Here is a 16,831-nt window from a genome sequence, read left to right on the forward strand (position 1 = left end):
TGTCATATTGGTCTAGTCAGCTCTGCTTTTTTCTGACTTAATTGGCAATAAAAAAGAAAGCAGATTATTTTCCGCTTTCTATTTCTCTTTGAATGCTCGGCAAGGCACTGTCAATCTCTTGATTCTGCATAGCATTTTGAATCAGATAGTCCATCCGATCCATTGTATGACGGTCTACTTCCAGACTAATGTCAATGATGGAGCGATTCATCATGTGGTCTAGCCTCTCAGAAGTCAAGGAATCCAAACCAAAATCATCAGCCTGTAAGATTTCTCTAGCCTGTTTACTTTTCACCACAGATGCTAAAACTGAGGTCCCCTGCGATTTTTCAAATAAGGCCTGCTGGCTTTCTTTATCCTGTGACAGTAAGAGCATAAATTCCCAAGCCAGCTTCTCTTGCTTGGTATTGGAAGACATGGCAAAGAGCGAGGTCTTAACCTGTGTTCCCATCACTTGGCTATTGGCTGTCGGCATGGGGATACAGGTCCAAGAAAAGCTAGAATACTTGGCAACATGGTAAGGGTAAGGCTTGTAGGTCCGATACTGGGCCAGACTCATAGGATAGAAGGCTACCCGCCCTTCATCAAAATCATTAGAAGTCACCTTATAATGCTGGCTGAGCATGTCTAGCTTGCTCATAAAGGCCAAGGCTTGGTGCATCTCTGAGCTGTCTACATTGATACCGGATTTATCGGTAAGATGGCCGCCGTAAGCTACCAGAGCCTGCTGCCAAGTGTAATCCGTAATACCGTACTGATCCACCACACCATCGCCATTGGTATCCTTGGTTACTTTCTTGCAAATCTCATAGAAATCCGCCAGGGTCCAGCCTGACTCAGGAATGCTGATTCCTTCTTTTTCAAGCAGGTCTTTATTGACACACATCATGATGGGATTGCTCTCAACTGGGAGAGCATAGCTGACTCCCTGATATTGCCCAGATTCATAAGCCACCGGATAAAAAGCCTTTCGTTCATCATCCGTTAGGAGGGTATCCAAGGATTTAAGCGCGCCAGTCGAAGCCAACATGCTAAAGTCGTTTTCCGGTACCATAAAGAGATCCGGCTGCTCACCTTTCAAGACTTGCTCTGCCAGCCAGTCAGCATAATCATCCTTAGGAATACCGCTTTCATAAACAACCTTGACATGAGGATGCGTCTTTTCAAATTTTTTAATCAGGCTGTCCAAGACCTTGTTTTCGCGGCTGTTAGGCACATCCCAGCTAGAGCCAGCATAGACCCCGATACGCAGGACTTTTTCCTGAGCTGAAGCCCAAAAGACAAAAGCCAGAGCAACAGATATGATCAGGACAACCAGCAGGGCCAAATGTCTTAGTCTCCACTTCATTTGTCGCTTTCCTTACTAAAATCTCTCTGAGTGACTCCGGTCTGCACAGCCCAGATAGCCAGCTGGGTTCTGTCGCGCAAGTTTAGCTTGGCTAGGATGCCTGACAGGTAATTTCGGACTGTCCCTTCTGACAGAAAGAGCTTGGCTGCAATTTCTTTATTAGAAATCCCAAAGCCAATCTGCTGGATAATCTTCCACTCCGTCCGGCTCATGTCCTCTATATTTTCCTCCGTCACCGTGATAGCAAAATTGGACTGGGCCATCTGTGAAAAGATTTTGAAGACCTTGGTGGCAATATTGGGATTGATCATAGCTCCGCCTCGATAGACTGTCTGAATGGCTTCGTGAAGCTCTTCTGTCGAAACCCCTTTAAGAATATAACCAGATGCACCGTATTTGAGAGCGGAGAAGATAAATTCATCGTCATCAAAGGTCGTCAGAATGATAATCTTAACATCTGGATATTTCTCCTTGACAGCCTTGGTACAGAGAACACCGTCCATGACTGGCATGCGAATATCCATCAGAATCACATCTGGGCGTACCCAATGAAGCTTTTCCAGCACTTCCTTGCCGTCTCCAACTGTCCCGACAACCTCAATATCAGCGTGGGCTGACAAGATGATTTGCAGAGACTCGCGAATCAAGGCCTGATCGTCTGCTATTAAAACCTTAATCATGTCTTCCTCCTATTTTTGGGATTTCGATATGCGTGTAGAAACCGTCCCGATTTTCAAAGCGGACGCTTCCACCAATAATCATTAGGCGCTCCTGCATCTGCTTGAGGCCATAGCCATAGTGGAGTTCATCAAAGCCAACACCATCATCCTGAATGGTCATTACATAGGACTCTTCCTCCAACAGCTCAATCCAGATAGTCTTGGCATGCCCATGGCGAACAGAGTTGGTAATAGACTCCTGAATCACCCGGAAGACAATGTCTTCCTTGGCGATATCCAAGTCAATATTATCCCATTCGTAACGGAGATGAATCTCCAAATTGGAGATGGCTTCATACTCACGGATAATCTTAATCAGAGCTTCCTTCAAAGTGTTATTTTCCAGAGCTCCCGGCCGCATTTTATTGAGCGAGCCTCGGACATCACGGATACCGTCTCGAACGACGACTGAGACATTATTGAGCTGCTCCTTAGCCCGATTGGTATCAATATCAACCAAGACCTTGACCGCATCAATACCCGCTGAAATTCCCGTCAGGGCATGGCCCAATGTATCATGAATTTCTCTGGCAATCCGCTTCCGCTCTCGATCTTCTGCTATTTTCTCAGACAAAGCCAGATAAGAGTTCAACTCGCGATTAGCCTGAGAAGCCATGCGCAGCTCTTCCTCAATCCGATGACGCTCTGTAATAGCCGACAAGATATAGAAGAGCAAGGAAATCATAAAGACAACGATATTGAGAGAGTAGAGAAAGTTCTTACCAAAAAGCAGTAACAGCCGAACGGACTCTGGGTAAAACCGAATATAGGTATCTAGAGAAGGCAGCTTGATAAAGAGCGACATGAGGTCATAGTTGGACAAGAGCAGCATGCCAAAGCTCAAAATAATGAAAGAAAACCAGTACTTCTTGTCCTTGGAAGAATTGAACTCCTTAGAGCCATAGAAAATATCCGCAAACACCAAGAGGATCAAGCCATTGTAGGACGAGTGCAAGACGGAAAAGATGACCAGCATGAGCAGGATTTCAATAATAGTCGCCTTGTCATAGACGGACAGCTGATTGGGGTGGCGCTCCCGGTAGTACATGACCAAAAGCAGACTGCCATAGAGGCTAATTGATACCCAGAAAATCAAGCTGGGAGAGCCCGGAATGGCATCCAAACGCTCCAAAAGCGAGTGACTGAAACCCTTAGCCGCTACATAGTTGGTCGCAAAGAGATAGATAGACGCATTATAGACAATGGCAACCAGATTGATGACCATCAGGGCTATTTTGCTGTAAAATATACTTTTTTGAGGTCTCATTATTGCCACCCTGTAACTGTGTATTGGCTGATATTATCTCTGTTGACTAAGTGAACGGGAATCAGGTATTGGCTGTCGTAGGGTTTCCCCTCTTGCATCAGCTCAATTACCTGCGCCACCTTGCGTCCCATCTGAATAGGAGATTGGGCCACGGTTCCCTCTATGTCGCTAGTTGTAGCCAGAAAGTTTTTGATATCTGGTGAACCATCCACGCCATAGATTGAGATTTTCTTATCAAGACCTTGATTTTTAATAGCAGCCAAGGCCCCGATGGCTGCTCGATCATTGAGCGCCATGACCACATTAAAGTCTAAACCTTCATCCAGAGCCCCTTTGACCTGTGGCATGGTTTCCTCAGTCTGGCCTAGTGTTTCTTTCTGGGAAATAATCTTGTAGCTAGGCTGTTTTTCAATCGTATCAATAAATCCCTGAATCCGGTCCATGGCCGAGACGGCATTGCGGTGCTCTAGAAGGAGAATATTGGCAGAAGGCAGACGCTTCATCATGTCCTGGGCAATCAGGACGCCTGCTTGGTAGTTATCAGACACAATGGTCGTATCCACTTTTACATCCTGACTGATAGGCGCATCCACTACGATGATTTTAATACCAGCTTTCTTGGCCTTTTGAAGAGAGGAAATAATACTTGGACTATTGCTTTTTACCGGATTGATGACAATGACATCAACCTTTTCTCGGACAAAAAAGTCAATCTGCTGGCTCTGCTTGCCCTCATCCAGCTCAGGATCCCGAACGTAGAGCCTGCTGCCCTGCTGGTTGGTTTTCTTCTCCAGCTCCGCATTTAAGGTCTTGTAAAAGTCATTGTTCATGGTCATGTAAGTCACCCCAATCTTGACCTGCTTCTCATCTGGCAAAACGCCCTTGAAATAAACAAAAAGCAAACCCAAGATAAGCAGAATGAAAAGCGGCCAGAGAGCCTTCTTCTGATAATGCTGTATCCGTTTTTTGACCTTAGTTGATACCATTTTTCACCCCCTATGCCGTAAGCGCCTTTATGAAACATATAGGATTATTATATTACAAAGCCACCAAAAAGCAAAATCTTTCCAGAAATGGCTATAATAAAAGAGGCGAGACAGAATCTAAAAAATCCATGATTTTTGATTCTTGGTCCCACCTCGACAATCATAATTAAACTTTTAAAAGCTTGATAGAAAGAGACTTTCAGTCAAACAGATCTTGCATCCTACAAAACTGAATGATGATTTTTTAGAGCAAGGTCATTTCCCAGTCTTTGCTTCTTGCTTAAAAGGGAAGTTCCTCTTCTTCCAACACCAAATCTGCTAAATCAGCTCCGCTATTATTTTCACGCAGAGCGCGCTGGGCCCGACTTTCCAAGAGCTGAAAGCTATGACAGAGCACCTCTGTCACATAATGAGTCGCCCCCTCCTTCTCATAGCGACGAGTCCGTAGCTCACCATCCAGAGAAATCAAACTGCCCTTACTTGCATAGCTGGCTAAAGTCTCAGCTAGACGCCCCCAGACAACCACATTTACAAAATCCGCCTCACGCTCACCGCTCTGAGATTTATAACGGCGATTAACTGCGACTGTTGCGCGGGCCACAGATTTTTCATTCGCAGTCTTGTGCAGTTCAGGCGTAGCCGTCAGCCGGCCGATTACAATTACTTTATTATACATTTTATATCCTCCTAACTTATCATTCGTAAAAGGAGGCAAAAAGTGAAAAAAATGTGGTATAGTATAGATAAAAAGGAAAGTTGCAGCTTCTGCCCCTTTCCTACTAGACTTGTGCAACGGAGGCTCCGATGACCATTAAACATTCCCCTGTGAAAAATATTCTTTTTCTCCTGATTTCTCTGTGGTTCGGAGTTTTTTCCGCCTTGGCTGCCGTAGACTACCTGACCAGCTCCAACCCCTACAAAGACACTAGTTTCTTTGTCCTTAGTCTGCTAGTTGCTGCTTTCTTCTTATTGCTCCTTATCTTTGCTATTCGCAGACTAACCATTCATGCGACTATCCTCTCCTTTGACCACGAATATGTGACCTACCATTATAGCGGACTCTTATCAGCTGCCACCTACTGCATTCCTATGCAGCAGATTAGTCATGCTCGCTACAGCCGAGACAGTGAAGAATCCGAGATTAGTCTTTGGATGGAAGACGGTTTCCATGACTTTGCAGCCTTTAACCATCCCCGTCATAAGATTTATGCCTATCCTGACAGCCAACTCATCGGTATTGTTTTCAAGAGAAAACGCCTCAAATTATTGGAAGACCAAGGTCTAAATAGCCTCATCTACCAATACAAATACAGCAGTCCAAGTCAGAGTCCCACAGCCACTCCTCAATCAACAACCGACTCGCAAAGTAATAGCGACAGCGTCTTCTTTTGAGACAATGTGAGGAAAAATTTTAAAATACTTACAATCATTACAGCAGTGAAGCAAATGAGAAATTAAGCTCATTTGCTTCACTGCTATTGTTAATTATGCAAATCTTCTGTAGATAAACCTAAAGTTTTCCAAGCGGCTATACCACCAGATAATTCTCTTACTTTGAAATGATTTTCCAACAAGATAATGGAAGCTTTTTTAGCCATATTGCACCAAACATCCCAACAATAAACAACAATTTCCTTATCCTTAGGCAACTCCTCTAAACAGGAAGCTAAGTTATTCAGAGGAATTTCTATCGCTCCTTGAATTTTTTCTTTCTTCAAATGCGGAGGGGCATTTCGCACATCAATTAACATGAACTCTGTTCCTGATTTAGCTTGTGCCAAATAGTCCATCGGACTAATAGTCAACTCTGTTTGCAGTTTTAAAAATTCTAATTTATCCATTGTTCTTCTCCTTTATAAATTGAGCAATATCTAAGATAACCTTCTCTTGAATACCTGATAAGTCATTCAGCACTTCTTTCTCGACTTCTAGCATTTTTAGCCACATTGTTTCTACAAGTTCTCTACCGCTATCTGTTAGCAACACGATGTTTTGCCGGCGATCCTGTGGATTCCGCTTCCGAAAAATTAGTTCTTTCATTTCCAAGCAATCAATTAATTGTCCAATAGTTGTTCTATCAATTTTAAGCAAATCGCCAACATTTATTTGCGTTAGATCTTCCTTGTTAGATATGGCCAACAGTATCCCATAATCTCTTGAATTTATTTGATATTCTTTCAACAATTCTGAGAAACGCCAATCCATTTCCTGAGCTATTTTGCTTAATTGAAAACCCAACGATTTATTTACATCTATATTAATCACCCTTTCTGATAATCAGTTTATCTGATTATATAACAAAAATATTCTTTTGTCAAAAAAAGAACCTGCAATTTTGCAGATTCTTATTTATCCCTGCCAATGCTTGGATGGGTCAAAGGCGGTTCCAACTAGTTCGCTATCAGCTAATTCAATGATGCCGCGTTTTTGAGGCGCATTAGGCAGCTGAAGTTCCCGTGGGCTGCACATCATACCAAAACTCTTTTCGCCTCGAAGTTCTCCCGGAAAAATCAAATTCCCTTTCGGCATCATAGCACCTGGCAGAGCCACAATCGTTTTGAGGCCGACTTTGGCATTAGGAGCACCGGCCACGATTTGAACGGTCTTATCAGCAGCTATCTGCACTTGGCAGATATTCAGGTGGTCACTATCTGGATGAGCTACCATATCAACAATTTCTCCAACCACAAACTTCGGCTGGCTGTCATTAACCAAGTCCGCTGGGAAGCCTTCCTTGCTCAACTCCTGATTGAGAACGGCCACTTGCTCATCTGTCAGAAAGACCTGTCCTCGCTCTGCAATTTCAAAAAGGTCTGACTGCTCAAAAATATTCCAAGCTACTGTCTGGCCATTATCTTCGCGGTAAACACGCGCTACCCGTCCTTTGCACTCAGCTGCCAGTTTAGCTCCTTGATTGTCCGCAGCAATAATCATCAACACGTCGCCGACATATTCTTTATTATAGGTAAAAATCATTTTACGCTCCCTTTTTCTCTTATACTAGCTAAAAATTCATTGATTTGGCCCTTGGTCTTGCGGTCACGATTGACCAGACGGCCAATCTCCTGTCCCTTTTCCAGCACTACTAAACTGGGAATCCCGTAAATGTCCCACTCTTTGGCCAGATCCAAATAGGCATCACGGTCCACTTGGATAAAGCGATAGTCAGGATTTCCCGCTTCTATCTCTGGCAGAAAAGGTTTGATAAATCGGCAATCTCCGCACCAGTCAGCCGTGAAAAAGAAGACAGTCTTCTCCCCATCATTGACATAAGAAGCCAATTCCTCTATATTTACAGGAAAAATCATGCTTCTTCCTTGTAGCTTAGCTGACCATTTTCATAGACAAAGGAAAAATGACGGTCGTCCTCTAAGACCAGACCGCCAACCAAGCGGTCATCTGTGGACTCGTAGAGCTTGACATAAAGGCAGGAAATAATACCCTGACTGGAAAAGAAATCTCGCACAAGCTCGACGATTTCCTCCCGATTACGCAGTCGTTTCTGCTCCTGTACGACTTTGGCTGCTCCAAGAGCCAGCGCTCCAGCCCCCAAAAGGGCGGTTGTGGTTAAAATGATTTTTTTAGCTTTCATGTAGAATATTTTAACACAAAAGAGCAGAGGCGACAAACAATATTTCAGATTTTCCTGGGAGAAGCTGGATTCTTGAATGGGCAGTCCTCTTGATTCATACAAGCTATAAGATTTCCCTACTCATTTACCGTAAAAAGTGATAAAATAGGGGGCAGAAAGAAGGTAAGTTTATGACAACATTATTTTCAAAAATCAAGGAAGTAACAGAGCTTTCTGCTATTTCAGGTCATGAGGCACCTGTTCGCAGCTACCTGCGGGAAAAAATCACTCCCCATGTCGATGAGGTTGTCACCGACGGCCTGGGCGGTATCTTTGGGGTACGCCATGCAGAAGCTGAAAATGCTCCCCGTGTATTGGTAGCGGCTCACATGGACGAGGTTGGCTTTATGGTCAGCGAGATCAAAGCTGACGGAACTTTCCGTGTGGTGGAAATCGGCGGCTGGAACCCTCTGGTCGTTAGCAGCCAACGCTTCAAACTCTTTACCCGTGAAGGTCGGGAAATCCCTCTTATCTCAGGCTCTGTCCCTCCTCATCTGACGCGCGGATCTGGCGGACCAGTTATGCCACAGATTGCAGATATTGTCTTTGACGGTGGCTTTGCGGATAAGGCGGAAGCTGAAAGCTACGGCATCCGTCCAGGAGACACGATTGTGCCAGACAGCTCTGCCATTCTCACAGCTAACGGGAAAAATATCATCTCCAAAGCCTGGGACAATCGCTACGGTGTCCTTATGGTCAGCGAATTGACTCAAGCCTTGTCTGGTCAACCACTAGGCAACCAACTCTATGTCGGCGCCAATGTTCAAGAAGAGGTGGGCCTGCGTGGTGCCCATGCTTCAACAACAAAATTTGCCCCTGAGGTCTTTCTGGCTGTGGACTGCTCCCCAGCAGGCGACATCTATGGCGGTCAAGGTGCCATCGGCGACGGAACCTTGATTCGCTTCTTCGACCCTGGTCATCTCATGCTGCCAGCTATGAAAGACTTCCTCTTGACAACTGCTGAGGAAGCAGGTATCAAGTATCAATACTACTGCGGCAAGGGCGGAACGGATGCTGGTGCTGCCCATCTCCAAAGCGGCGGCGTACCATCTACTACCATTGGTGTCTGCGCCCGCTACATTCATTCTCACCAAACTCTCTATGCCATGGACGATTTCCTACAAGCACAAGCTTTCCTGCAAGCTCTGGTCAAAAAGCTGGATCGCTCAACGGTGGACACGATTACCAACTACTAATTTTAAAAGGCAGCCCGTTCTTCATTCGGGCTGCTATCTCTTTTGTCTAATACTTTCCCTTTCAACTTTCCAATTTGAAGAAAATTTTGTTATAATGCTTAGCAGAGGTGAAAATATACATGAAAAAAATTGCTTTTGATTCTGACAAATACTTAAACCTGCAGCGCGACCATATCTTGGAGCGCATTAATCAATTTGAGGGCAAACTTTACATGGAATTCGGCGGTAAAATGCTGGAAGACTTCCATGCCGCCCGTGTCCTGCCAGGCTATGAGCCGGACAATAAAATCAGACTGCTTAAAGAGCTCAAAGACCAAGTAGAGATTGTCATTGCTATCAATGCCAACAACATTGAGCATTCTAAGGCGCGTGGGGATTTGGGCATTTCATATGACCAGGAAGTTCTGCGACTAATCGATACCTTTAACGAGCTGGATATTTATGTAGGCTCAGTGGTCATCACCCAGTATTCCGGTCAGCCGGCAGCTGATCTCTTCCGCAGCCAGCTGGAAAAGAATGGTATCGCCTCCTACATCCACTACCCGATTAAGGGCTATCCGACTGACATGGACCATATCATCTCTCCTGAAGGTATGGGGAAAAACGACTACATCAAAACCAGCCGTAATCTAGTCGTAGTGACCGCACCTGGTCCTGGTTCTGGTAAATTAGCTACTTGCCTATCCAATATGTACCACGACCAAATCAATGGCATCAAATCTGGCTACGCCAAGTTTGAAACTTTCCCCGTTTGGAATCTGCCCCTGCACCATCCAGTCAATTTAGCTTATGAGGCAGCGACAGCAGACCTGGACGATGTCAACATGATTGATCCTTTCCACCTGCAAACCTACGGAAAAACCACAGTCAACTACAATCGTGATATTGAAATTTTCCCAGTCCTCAAGCGTATGCTAGAGCGCATCCTTGGAAAATCACCCTATGCTTCTCCAACGGATATGGGCGTCAACATGGTCGGCTTTGCCATTGTAGACAATGATGCAGCTATCGAGGCATCTCAACAGGAAATCATCCGTCGCTACTACCAGACTATTCTGGACTTCAAGGCAGAGCGCGTTTCTGAATCTGCTGTCAAGAAAATCGAACTCTTGATGAACGACTTGGGCATCACACCGCTGGACCGTAAGGTAACAGTTGCTGCGCGTGCCAAGGCTGAAAGCACTGGTGAGCCAGCTCTGGCCTTGGAATTGCCAAACGGTGAAATCGTAACCGGCAAGACCTCTGAGCTCTTTGGACCTACTGCTGCTGTGTTGATTAATGCCATTAAGAAATTAGCCAATATTGCCAAAGAGACCAAGCTGATCGAGCCTGAGTATGTCAAGCCAATCCAAGGCCTGAAAATCAATCATTTGGGCAGTCGCAATCCTCGTCTTCACTCCAATGAAATCTTGATGGCTCTGGCAATCACAGCCATGGAAAATCAAGATGCAGCAAATGCCATGCAACAACTCGGCAATCTCAAGGGCAGCGAGGCTCACTCCACTGTCACTCTGACAGATGAAGACAAAAACGTCCTGCGTAAGTTAGGCATCCACGTTACCATGGACCCTGTTTACCAGTATGATCGACTCTATAGAAAATAAAAACAAGCTCTGTTAAAAGCTTGTTGATAAAGCTGGCGCCGCCAGCTTTTTTTGTTAATAACGCTTAGACAGGAGAAAGCGCAAGAGATAGTAAAGTCCCAAAACCAGAATAATGGTCAAGGTCAGAAACTGATTGAGACTTAAGATGATTGGGAGAACCATGGACAAAACACTCAAACAGGCTGCCAGCAACAAAAGGATATTAAAAAGCAAAGTACGAGTCTTTTCGTCAATCATGCGATTGCGCTCATCAGTCACCTGAATGTAGAGCTTCTCAAAATTTTCCTCCCGTCTTAGGGCCAGATTATACCGAATGGTCATCAAAGAAAGCCCCAGCAGTATGCCGACCATGACTCCTTCCTGCTGATCATCCAGAGAATGAAAGTGGCTCCAGGCCAATCCTACCAAGATGATAAAAGTTAAAATTCGCCCCACGATAACTTTCCTTTGAAGTTTTTTCCTAAATTCTTGTTTAGTTAATGTTTCCATGTCAGCCTCCTATTTTTCATACGCTTGAAAAATTTTCAACATCACTACAATTAGAATAATTCCCACAAAAGGCAGGATTTCCTTAGGTATAAAATTGGCTTGCAAATGGAGATAAAATAAGCCAACCACCACCAAAATAGCCAATATCCATTTACACAAATAAGTCCATTTCATGATTCATCCTCCTCAAAGAGAAACACTTCTTCAATCCTTAAATTGAAAAAGGACGCAATTTTATGAGCCAAAAGCAGCGAGGCATTGTAGCGACCTTTTTCCAAAGAAATAATCGTTTGTCTCGTGACTTCTAGCTTCTCAGCCAGCTCCTCCTGGCTGAGCTTTTTTCTTTTTCGCAATTCTTGAATTCGATTTTCCAAGGCTACCTCCTTTCCACAATGTAAAACAAACTTTACTTTTCAAACATAGTATAGTCTCCTTTACATTATTTGTCAAGAAGAAAGCGACAAAAAAGAGGCTGGGACAAAAGTCCTAGCCTCTCAATTGTCTTTGGATTGTCGAGCAAGACGCAGTGGTTGAGTGGGCTCTACTACGCTGATTTCATCAGCTTTTACAGCCCTACTCAACTGTGCGGAGGTGGGACGACGAAATCGAATTCTAACGAATTACCGATTTCTGTCCCACTCTCTTTTATCATCTTTATTGATTTCCTTGGTTATTTGCCTTTTAAAGCTACATTCAACTCAACACAGGCTCCTCCTTGGTCTGGATTGAGCAGTGTCAGACGACCACCGTGCAAGAGAGCTACCTGCTTAGAAAAGGCTAAGCCAATGCCATGATGGGGATTGGCTGAGTTGCGACTTTGGTCACTCTGGTAAAAGAGCTGTTCCGCTCCCAGTAGCATCTCCTCTGAAAATGAAGGGCCGTTGTTCCAGATAGCAAAAACCAACTGGTCCTGCTGCACTGATACCGTTAGCTTGACTTCCTTTTGATCCTGGTCTGCATGTTCAAGCGCATTCAGTAAAATATTGAGTAAAGCCCGTTTGAGATAGTCCAAATGAATCGACAAAATCAGACTAAGATCACAATCTTCTTGGAGATAAAAACGATAGCTGTCCTGTTTGCTGAACAGTGCCCAGTCGTCCTGTAGAGAAGCCAAAAAGCTCCCTAAGGAAAGCTGACTGAACTGATTAGAATCAATCTGAAAGGTCTTAGCATAATCAATCAAAGAGCCACAATACTCTTCCATTTTGTTACTAGCCTGCAAAATCTCAGCAGCATAGTCTGCCTGTGGCTGGCCCAACTGCGCCAATTCCAAGAGCTCAGCGTTCCCTTTAATCACAGTTAGGGGCGTCTTCAAATCGTGCGATGTCGCTGATAGCTGTAAAATCAACTCCTGATTATGCTGCAGCTCTCTTTCTAAAAGACGAGCATTTTCTTGGTGGCTGCTCCGCAAATCGCTATAGACTTCGAGCATTTCCTCGATCCGAAAAAGCTGGCTTTGATTTTCTTCTAAAAGCTTCTCGCTCTTTAGCATTTTTATTTCCCTGTCGATTTTTCGAAGCAATTTCAAAATATGATAAAAAGTAATCAGCAGCAAGCTCCCTGCCCAAAAGAACAAGGTGAAAAGAACGTGATCACTTCCTTGCGTAAATTCATAACCTATAAGCACAAAAATCAAAACATGGAAAAAGACGATTTTCAAGCTGGTTGTCCAGACTAGGCTTTGAAAATTTCGAGTTCTAATTGCCATCTATAGCCTACTCCTCTCACTGTTGCGATTGCTTGCAGCCCTTCTTGTTTGCATTTTTGGCGAATCTGATATACGTATTCTGAGATGGAACGAAGCTGTGTTTCTGAACTTTCTGGGTAAAGCAAGGTATGCAGGCGTTCAGCTGAAAAGGTCTGCTTGGGATTGCTAGCTAGTAAATGCAGCAACTTAAACTCTCGCTCTGAAAATTTCAAGACTTTACCAAAACAGGCAACTTCATAGCGCTCTGGATAAAATTGACAAGAAGCAATTTCAGAATATCGCTCCTCCCGCCTCTCCTCCCGCCGAAGATGAGCTCTGACACGCGCCAGCAATTCTTTGGTCCCAAAAGGTTTGACAATATAGTCATCTGCACCATGAAAGAGCCCCTCCACCTTGTCCGCCTCCAATTCCTTGGCCGTCAGAAAGATGATGGGACACGAAAGATGAGGACGAATGTAGGAACACAGCTCAAAACCATTAACAGGCTCCATCATCACATCCAGCAGAATCAAATCATATCCGACAAAATGCGTCAGCTCTAGCTCTTCTATCCTATCAAGCGTCGTCACATCATAAGCGTCGAGCTCTAGGACGTTTTTCACCAGCTTCAAAATGCTCCGGTCGTCATCAACCACCAAAATACGATACTGTCTCATGAATTCCATTATAGCATACCTCTAGCGAACATCTCGTTTCAAGGTTAAGAATATAGCAGAGCTCCAAACCAAAGCTAGCCAGAGCAGCTGTATTCCCAGCCCTGATAGATCTATTGAATGCTGAAGCCCTTCATACTCAAAAAGATTTAGCGTAGCCAGATCGGGCAGGTATTTTGCTTCCTTGATGAACGTTGCCAATAAACGGCTGAGACCAATCAAGAGAGGAAAAAGCACCGACACCGGCACAACCCAAGATTGAAAGAGCAAAGCGAGGCCGGCAGTTAAAAAAGCCAGAAAAAGATTGCTGAGAAGACCAAAAGAGCTGTAATAAAGGAATTTCCCCAGTAAGGACCAGCTAAAGTCTAGGTCAAAACGAGCCAGCATAACAAGGAAACAGCTGCCTATCATGACACTGTAGAGGACCAAGAGCAGCAAGGCCAGAAACAGGAATTTCCCAGCCAACCAAGCCTTTCTATTTGATACGGTTAGAAAATTCGTTCGCATCCCAGACTTGACAAACTCCTGGGCAAAATAGAGAGAAGTAAAGATGACGATGACAGGCTGCGCCAGATAGAGGGCGTGCAAAACCTCGCTCAGAGCCTTCATCTGACCAACTGCTGTCTGACTGTAGTCAAGATTCATTAGAAAAAATGGAACAGCTACCAGAGCCACCAAGGCTGCACCAAGAGCGAGATAGTAAGAACGGAACTTAATCCATTCGCTTCTAAGTAGAGCTTTTATCATCAGTATCGCCCTCCTAAATCCGTCTTCAAAAAGCGCAGAGAGGTCATGCCGCCAATGACCAGCAACCATGTGCCTAGTATCAACAGCCCTTGCAAGGGATTATTGACATATTGGGAAGTTGGCGTTGCAGCAAACAACTCTCCTGCTGGTTGTGGCAGATAAGCTCCCCAACTCGTGTGAGCTGCCAGGTAGTTTCCTAGATTATAGATCTGTGGCACGAGAAAAAGCAGAGGAACTAGCATGGTCCGAGCCAATAAACCTAACAAAAATGAAAGGATTCCTAATAGGGTTAGAGATAAGGTTTTCCACAAAATCAAACTCCAAGCTGCCTGATTGAGCAGAATCGGATCAAGCCCTTCCTTTCCTAAAGCAAGATGCATGACCATATAACTACAGTAGATTGATAAAAAGCTACTGGCAAGAGAAAAGCAAGCAAAGGTCATGAGTTTCCCCACAAGCAACTTCAGGCGGTTATTACAGGTCAAAAGACTGGTTCTCAAGCTATGAGACTGAAATTCCATAGCTCCCAAAATTCCAGCTAAAATGACCAAAACCATGCCTGCCATAGAGGCACCATTGAGGCCTAGATATTCCAGCGGGTCAATAGCTTCTGCCAAGCCGGGAACCGTCTCAGGTGTGGCATCCAAGCCGACAGATAAATACTGTCGACCCTCCAGCCAGGATACGGCAGGCACCAATAGCAGCATGAAGGCCATACTCACTTTGAAAGCCTTGGTTGAGCAAATTTTCAACCATTCCGAATGCAATAAGGACATCGTTTCTTTCATCTTAAACCTCCTCTGTCAAATCAAAGAAGAGTTCTTCTAGACTGTCTGAATCTTGCAGCACCTCTTCCAATTGTCCCTGCTCAATAATTCGCCCATGATGAATCAAGACTACATCATCTGTCACCATTTGCACCTCTGATAGGATATGAGAAGATAGAAGTACCGTTTTCCCTAAATCAGCCTGCTGACGGATGAACTTTCTAAACCACTTAATCCCACTTGGATCTAGTCCATTAGTCGGCTCATCTAATATAAGAAACTGAGGATCACCCAGCAAAGCTGCTGCCAAACCCAAGCGTTGACCTTCCCCCAGAGACAGGCTTGACAAGAGGTCCTTCCTCTTATGAGCGATTCCAGTCATCTCTAAAACCTCATTGATCCGAGACTTGGGAATAGCATTACTCTCCGCAATAATCCTCAAGTGGTCATAGACCTTTCGATTTGGCAGACCGCCAATGCCATCAAAGGCTGCACCTACCGTTCTGAGCGGATAAGTCATTGACTGATAAGTTTGCCCATCAAAAGTCGCAGTCCCAGACGTCGCCCGATCTAATCCCAAGAGAATCCTCAAGGTCGAACTTTTCCCTGCACCATTTGGACCCAAAAAAGCTGTAATCCGCCCGCTTCTAGCTGTAAAAGAAATATCTTCTAAAATCTGCTTGCTCCCATGCTTTTTGCAGACTCCTTCTATTTTCACCATATGTTCCATATTGAACTCCTTTTGATTTTTCTTTAGTATACAGGAGCAAGTTCAGAAAAAGTTCAGACAATAAAGAAACTTGCCTTGCGACAAGTTTCTTTTCTCATTTTTCAACCGCATCCCAGAGCTGGCGGATGCTTTTTTTCTGCACGGGGTCGACAAAGTGTGGAGCGATTTCCACCAGAGATTGCAAGACAAAAGCTCGCTCAGCCACATAAGGATGAGGAACAATCAAATCTGGACTGTATAGCTCCTCCTGCCCTATGTAAAGGATATCCAGATCAATCACACGAGGCCCCCATTTAATCTCCCGCACGCGCCCTAAATCAGCTTCGATGGCCAAGAGTGTCTGCATTAACTCCTCAGGATTGAGCCAAGTCTCAATTTCAACAACTTGATTGAGAAACGGATCCTGCTCAACGCCACCCCAAGGCTCTGTCTCAATACGGCATGATGCCTGCAAAATTCTTATATTTTGCTCTGCCATTTTTTCCAAAGCAGCATCCAGATTAGCAGCTGGGCTGCCTTGATTGCTGCCCAAAGCGATAAAGACTTTCCGCTTTTGACGCACTAGCTTGACTGAGCAGGTCTCTAAAGGCAGCGGAACTGGTGCCCAAGGCTTCTTGACCTCCAAGCTGACCTTCTGCACCAAAGAATGGGTCAGAAAAATCCGATCAATCAGCTTGTAAGCCAGGGTCTCGATCAAATCTTCCTTGCTTTCCTGACACCAGTGGGTCAAATCATGAGCCAATTCTCCATAGTGGATAGAAGCTGTCAGGTCGCCTGTTTTAGCAGCCCGAGTCATATCATAGTCCAAAATCAGATCCAGCACAAAACGCTGGCCCAATTCCTTCTCTGCTCCAAACAGACCGTGATAGGCATACACTTCCAAATCCTTAATGCGTAGCTGATCCATTCTCTTATCCTTTCTGATTCAAGTTTCTGCATTTCATCCTTGATAAAACTATCTAGCCTTTCCCGACATGCTCCACCAC

General features: G+C 44.7%; 22 protein-coding genes. 3 read left to right on the forward strand and 19 right to left on the reverse strand.

The annotated features are described in order from the left end of the window. Positions 1-64: 64 nt before the first annotated feature. From J1C91_RS10480 to J1C91_RS10500, 5 genes are all read right to left on the reverse strand, one after another. Complete coding sequence (locus tag J1C91_RS10480; protein WP_125438532.1) at positions 65-1,348, reverse strand: ABC transporter substrate-binding protein; 1,284 nt, start codon at positions 1,346-1,348, stop codon at positions 65-67. After that, positions 1,345-2,028, reverse strand: a complete 684-nt coding sequence (locus J1C91_RS10485; protein WP_125438535.1) for a response regulator transcription factor — start codon at positions 2,026-2,028, stop codon at positions 1,345-1,347. Before J1C91_RS10485 ends, J1C91_RS10480 begins: the two co-directional genes overlap by 4 nt. Continuing rightward, positions 2,021-3,334: a sensor histidine kinase gene (locus J1C91_RS10490; protein WP_002896734.1), complete on the reverse strand. Its 1,314-nt coding sequence runs from the start codon at positions 3,332-3,334 to the stop codon at positions 2,021-2,023. The genes J1C91_RS10485 and J1C91_RS10490 overlap by 8 nt, the downstream gene beginning before the upstream one ends. Then, entirely contained in the window at positions 3,334-4,320 is a 987-nt protein-coding gene (locus J1C91_RS10495; RefSeq protein ID WP_002910807.1) for a substrate-binding domain-containing protein, read from the reverse strand. Before J1C91_RS10495 ends, J1C91_RS10490 begins: the two co-directional genes overlap by 1 nt. Before the next feature lie 280 nt (positions 4,321-4,600). Continuing rightward, positions 4,601-4,996 carry a single-stranded DNA-binding protein gene (locus J1C91_RS10500; protein ID WP_002896737.1) on the reverse strand — a complete coding sequence of 132 codons (396 nt, stop codon included), beginning with the start codon at positions 4,994-4,996 and terminating at the stop codon, positions 4,601-4,603. A 128-nt stretch (positions 4,997-5,124) separates the two neighbouring features. Between J1C91_RS10500 and J1C91_RS10505 the strand changes: the two genes are divergently transcribed. Further along, positions 5,125-5,712, forward strand: a complete 588-nt coding sequence (locus tag J1C91_RS10505; protein ID WP_002910813.1) for a hypothetical protein — start codon at positions 5,125-5,127, stop codon at positions 5,710-5,712. Positions 5,713-5,801: 89 nt separating this feature from the next. On the opposite strand, the gene J1C91_RS10510 is transcribed toward J1C91_RS10505, so the two are convergent. The 5 genes from J1C91_RS10510 to J1C91_RS10530 form a co-directional block, all read right to left on the reverse strand. After that, positions 5,802-6,161 carry a rhodanese-like domain-containing protein gene (locus tag J1C91_RS10510; RefSeq protein ID WP_002910814.1) on the reverse strand — a complete coding sequence of 120 codons (360 nt, stop codon included), beginning with the start codon at positions 6,159-6,161 and terminating at the stop codon, positions 5,802-5,804. Next, positions 6,154-6,585, reverse strand: coding sequence for a MarR family winged helix-turn-helix transcriptional regulator (locus J1C91_RS10515; protein ID WP_002910816.1), 432 nt, complete (start codon positions 6,583-6,585; stop codon positions 6,154-6,156). Before J1C91_RS10515 ends, J1C91_RS10510 begins: the two co-directional genes overlap by 8 nt. 84 nt (positions 6,586-6,669) lie before the next feature. Then, entirely contained in the window at positions 6,670-7,296 is a 627-nt protein-coding gene (ytpR, locus tag J1C91_RS10520) for a YtpR family tRNA-binding protein (RefSeq protein ID WP_002910817.1), read from the reverse strand. Continuing rightward, entirely contained in the window at positions 7,293-7,628 is a 336-nt protein-coding gene (locus J1C91_RS10525) for a thioredoxin family protein (RefSeq protein WP_002910818.1), read from the reverse strand. Before J1C91_RS10525 ends, ytpR begins: the two co-directional genes overlap by 4 nt. Then, positions 7,625-7,912: a DUF4651 domain-containing protein gene (locus J1C91_RS10530; RefSeq protein ID WP_002910819.1), complete on the reverse strand. Its 288-nt coding sequence runs from the start codon at positions 7,910-7,912 to the stop codon at positions 7,625-7,627. The genes J1C91_RS10525 and J1C91_RS10530 overlap by 4 nt, the downstream gene beginning before the upstream one ends. A 170-nt stretch (positions 7,913-8,082) precedes the next feature. Between J1C91_RS10530 and pepA the strand changes: the two genes are divergently transcribed. After that, complete coding sequence (pepA, locus tag J1C91_RS10535; RefSeq protein ID WP_002910820.1) at positions 8,083-9,147, forward strand: glutamyl aminopeptidase; 1,065 nt, start codon at positions 8,083-8,085, stop codon at positions 9,145-9,147. Between the two features lie 119 nt (positions 9,148-9,266). Next, positions 9,267-10,751: a DUF1846 domain-containing protein gene (locus tag J1C91_RS10540; RefSeq protein ID WP_125438538.1), complete on the forward strand. Its 1,485-nt coding sequence runs from the start codon at positions 9,267-9,269 to the stop codon at positions 10,749-10,751. Between the two features lie 54 nt (positions 10,752-10,805). On the opposite strand, the gene J1C91_RS10545 is transcribed toward J1C91_RS10540, so the two are convergent. The 9 genes from J1C91_RS10545 to folK form a co-directional block, all read right to left on the reverse strand. Beyond that, entirely contained in the window at positions 10,806-11,240 is a 435-nt protein-coding gene (locus tag J1C91_RS10545) for a hypothetical protein (protein WP_125438541.1), read from the reverse strand. Positions 11,241-11,249: 9 nt separating this feature from the next. Then, positions 11,250-11,414: a hypothetical protein gene (locus J1C91_RS10550; protein ID WP_125438544.1), complete on the reverse strand. Its 165-nt coding sequence runs from the start codon at positions 11,412-11,414 to the stop codon at positions 11,250-11,252. Further along, the gene (locus tag J1C91_RS10555; protein ID WP_002896748.1) at positions 11,411-11,614 is read right to left on the reverse strand and encodes a helix-turn-helix transcriptional regulator; all 204 of its coding nucleotides are present in this window, start codon (positions 11,612-11,614) and stop codon (positions 11,411-11,413) included. The genes J1C91_RS10550 and J1C91_RS10555 overlap by 4 nt, the downstream gene beginning before the upstream one ends. Before the next feature lie 296 nt (positions 11,615-11,910). Beyond that, positions 11,911-12,948, reverse strand: a complete 1,038-nt coding sequence (locus tag J1C91_RS10560; protein WP_125438547.1) for a sensor histidine kinase — start codon at positions 12,946-12,948, stop codon at positions 11,911-11,913. Next, positions 12,915-13,613 carry a response regulator transcription factor gene (locus tag J1C91_RS10565; protein ID WP_125438550.1) on the reverse strand — a complete coding sequence of 233 codons (699 nt, stop codon included), beginning with the start codon at positions 13,611-13,613 and terminating at the stop codon, positions 12,915-12,917. Before J1C91_RS10565 ends, J1C91_RS10560 begins: the two co-directional genes overlap by 34 nt. A gap of 12 nt (positions 13,614-13,625) precedes the next feature. Next, positions 13,626-14,348: a hypothetical protein gene (locus J1C91_RS10570; protein WP_002910828.1), complete on the reverse strand. Its 723-nt coding sequence runs from the start codon at positions 14,346-14,348 to the stop codon at positions 13,626-13,628. Beyond that, complete coding sequence (locus J1C91_RS10575) at positions 14,348-15,136, reverse strand: lantibiotic ABC transporter permease (RefSeq protein ID WP_002910829.1); 789 nt, start codon at positions 15,134-15,136, stop codon at positions 14,348-14,350. The genes J1C91_RS10570 and J1C91_RS10575 overlap by 1 nt, the downstream gene beginning before the upstream one ends. Position 15,137: 1 nt before the next feature. Then, entirely contained in the window at positions 15,138-15,845 is a 708-nt protein-coding gene (locus J1C91_RS10580) for an ABC transporter ATP-binding protein (RefSeq protein WP_002910831.1), read from the reverse strand. 94 nt (positions 15,846-15,939) lie between these two features. Further along, positions 15,940-16,752, reverse strand: coding sequence for a 2-amino-4-hydroxy-6-hydroxymethyldihydropteridine diphosphokinase (folK, locus tag J1C91_RS10585; RefSeq protein ID WP_002910834.1), 813 nt, complete (start codon positions 16,750-16,752; stop codon positions 15,940-15,942). Positions 16,753-16,831: the final 79 nt, after the last annotated feature.

This window comes from Streptococcus sanguinis (assembly GCF_050222175.1).
GTDB classification, from domain to species: Bacteria; Bacillota; Bacilli; order Lactobacillales; family Streptococcaceae; genus Streptococcus; species Streptococcus sanguinis_M.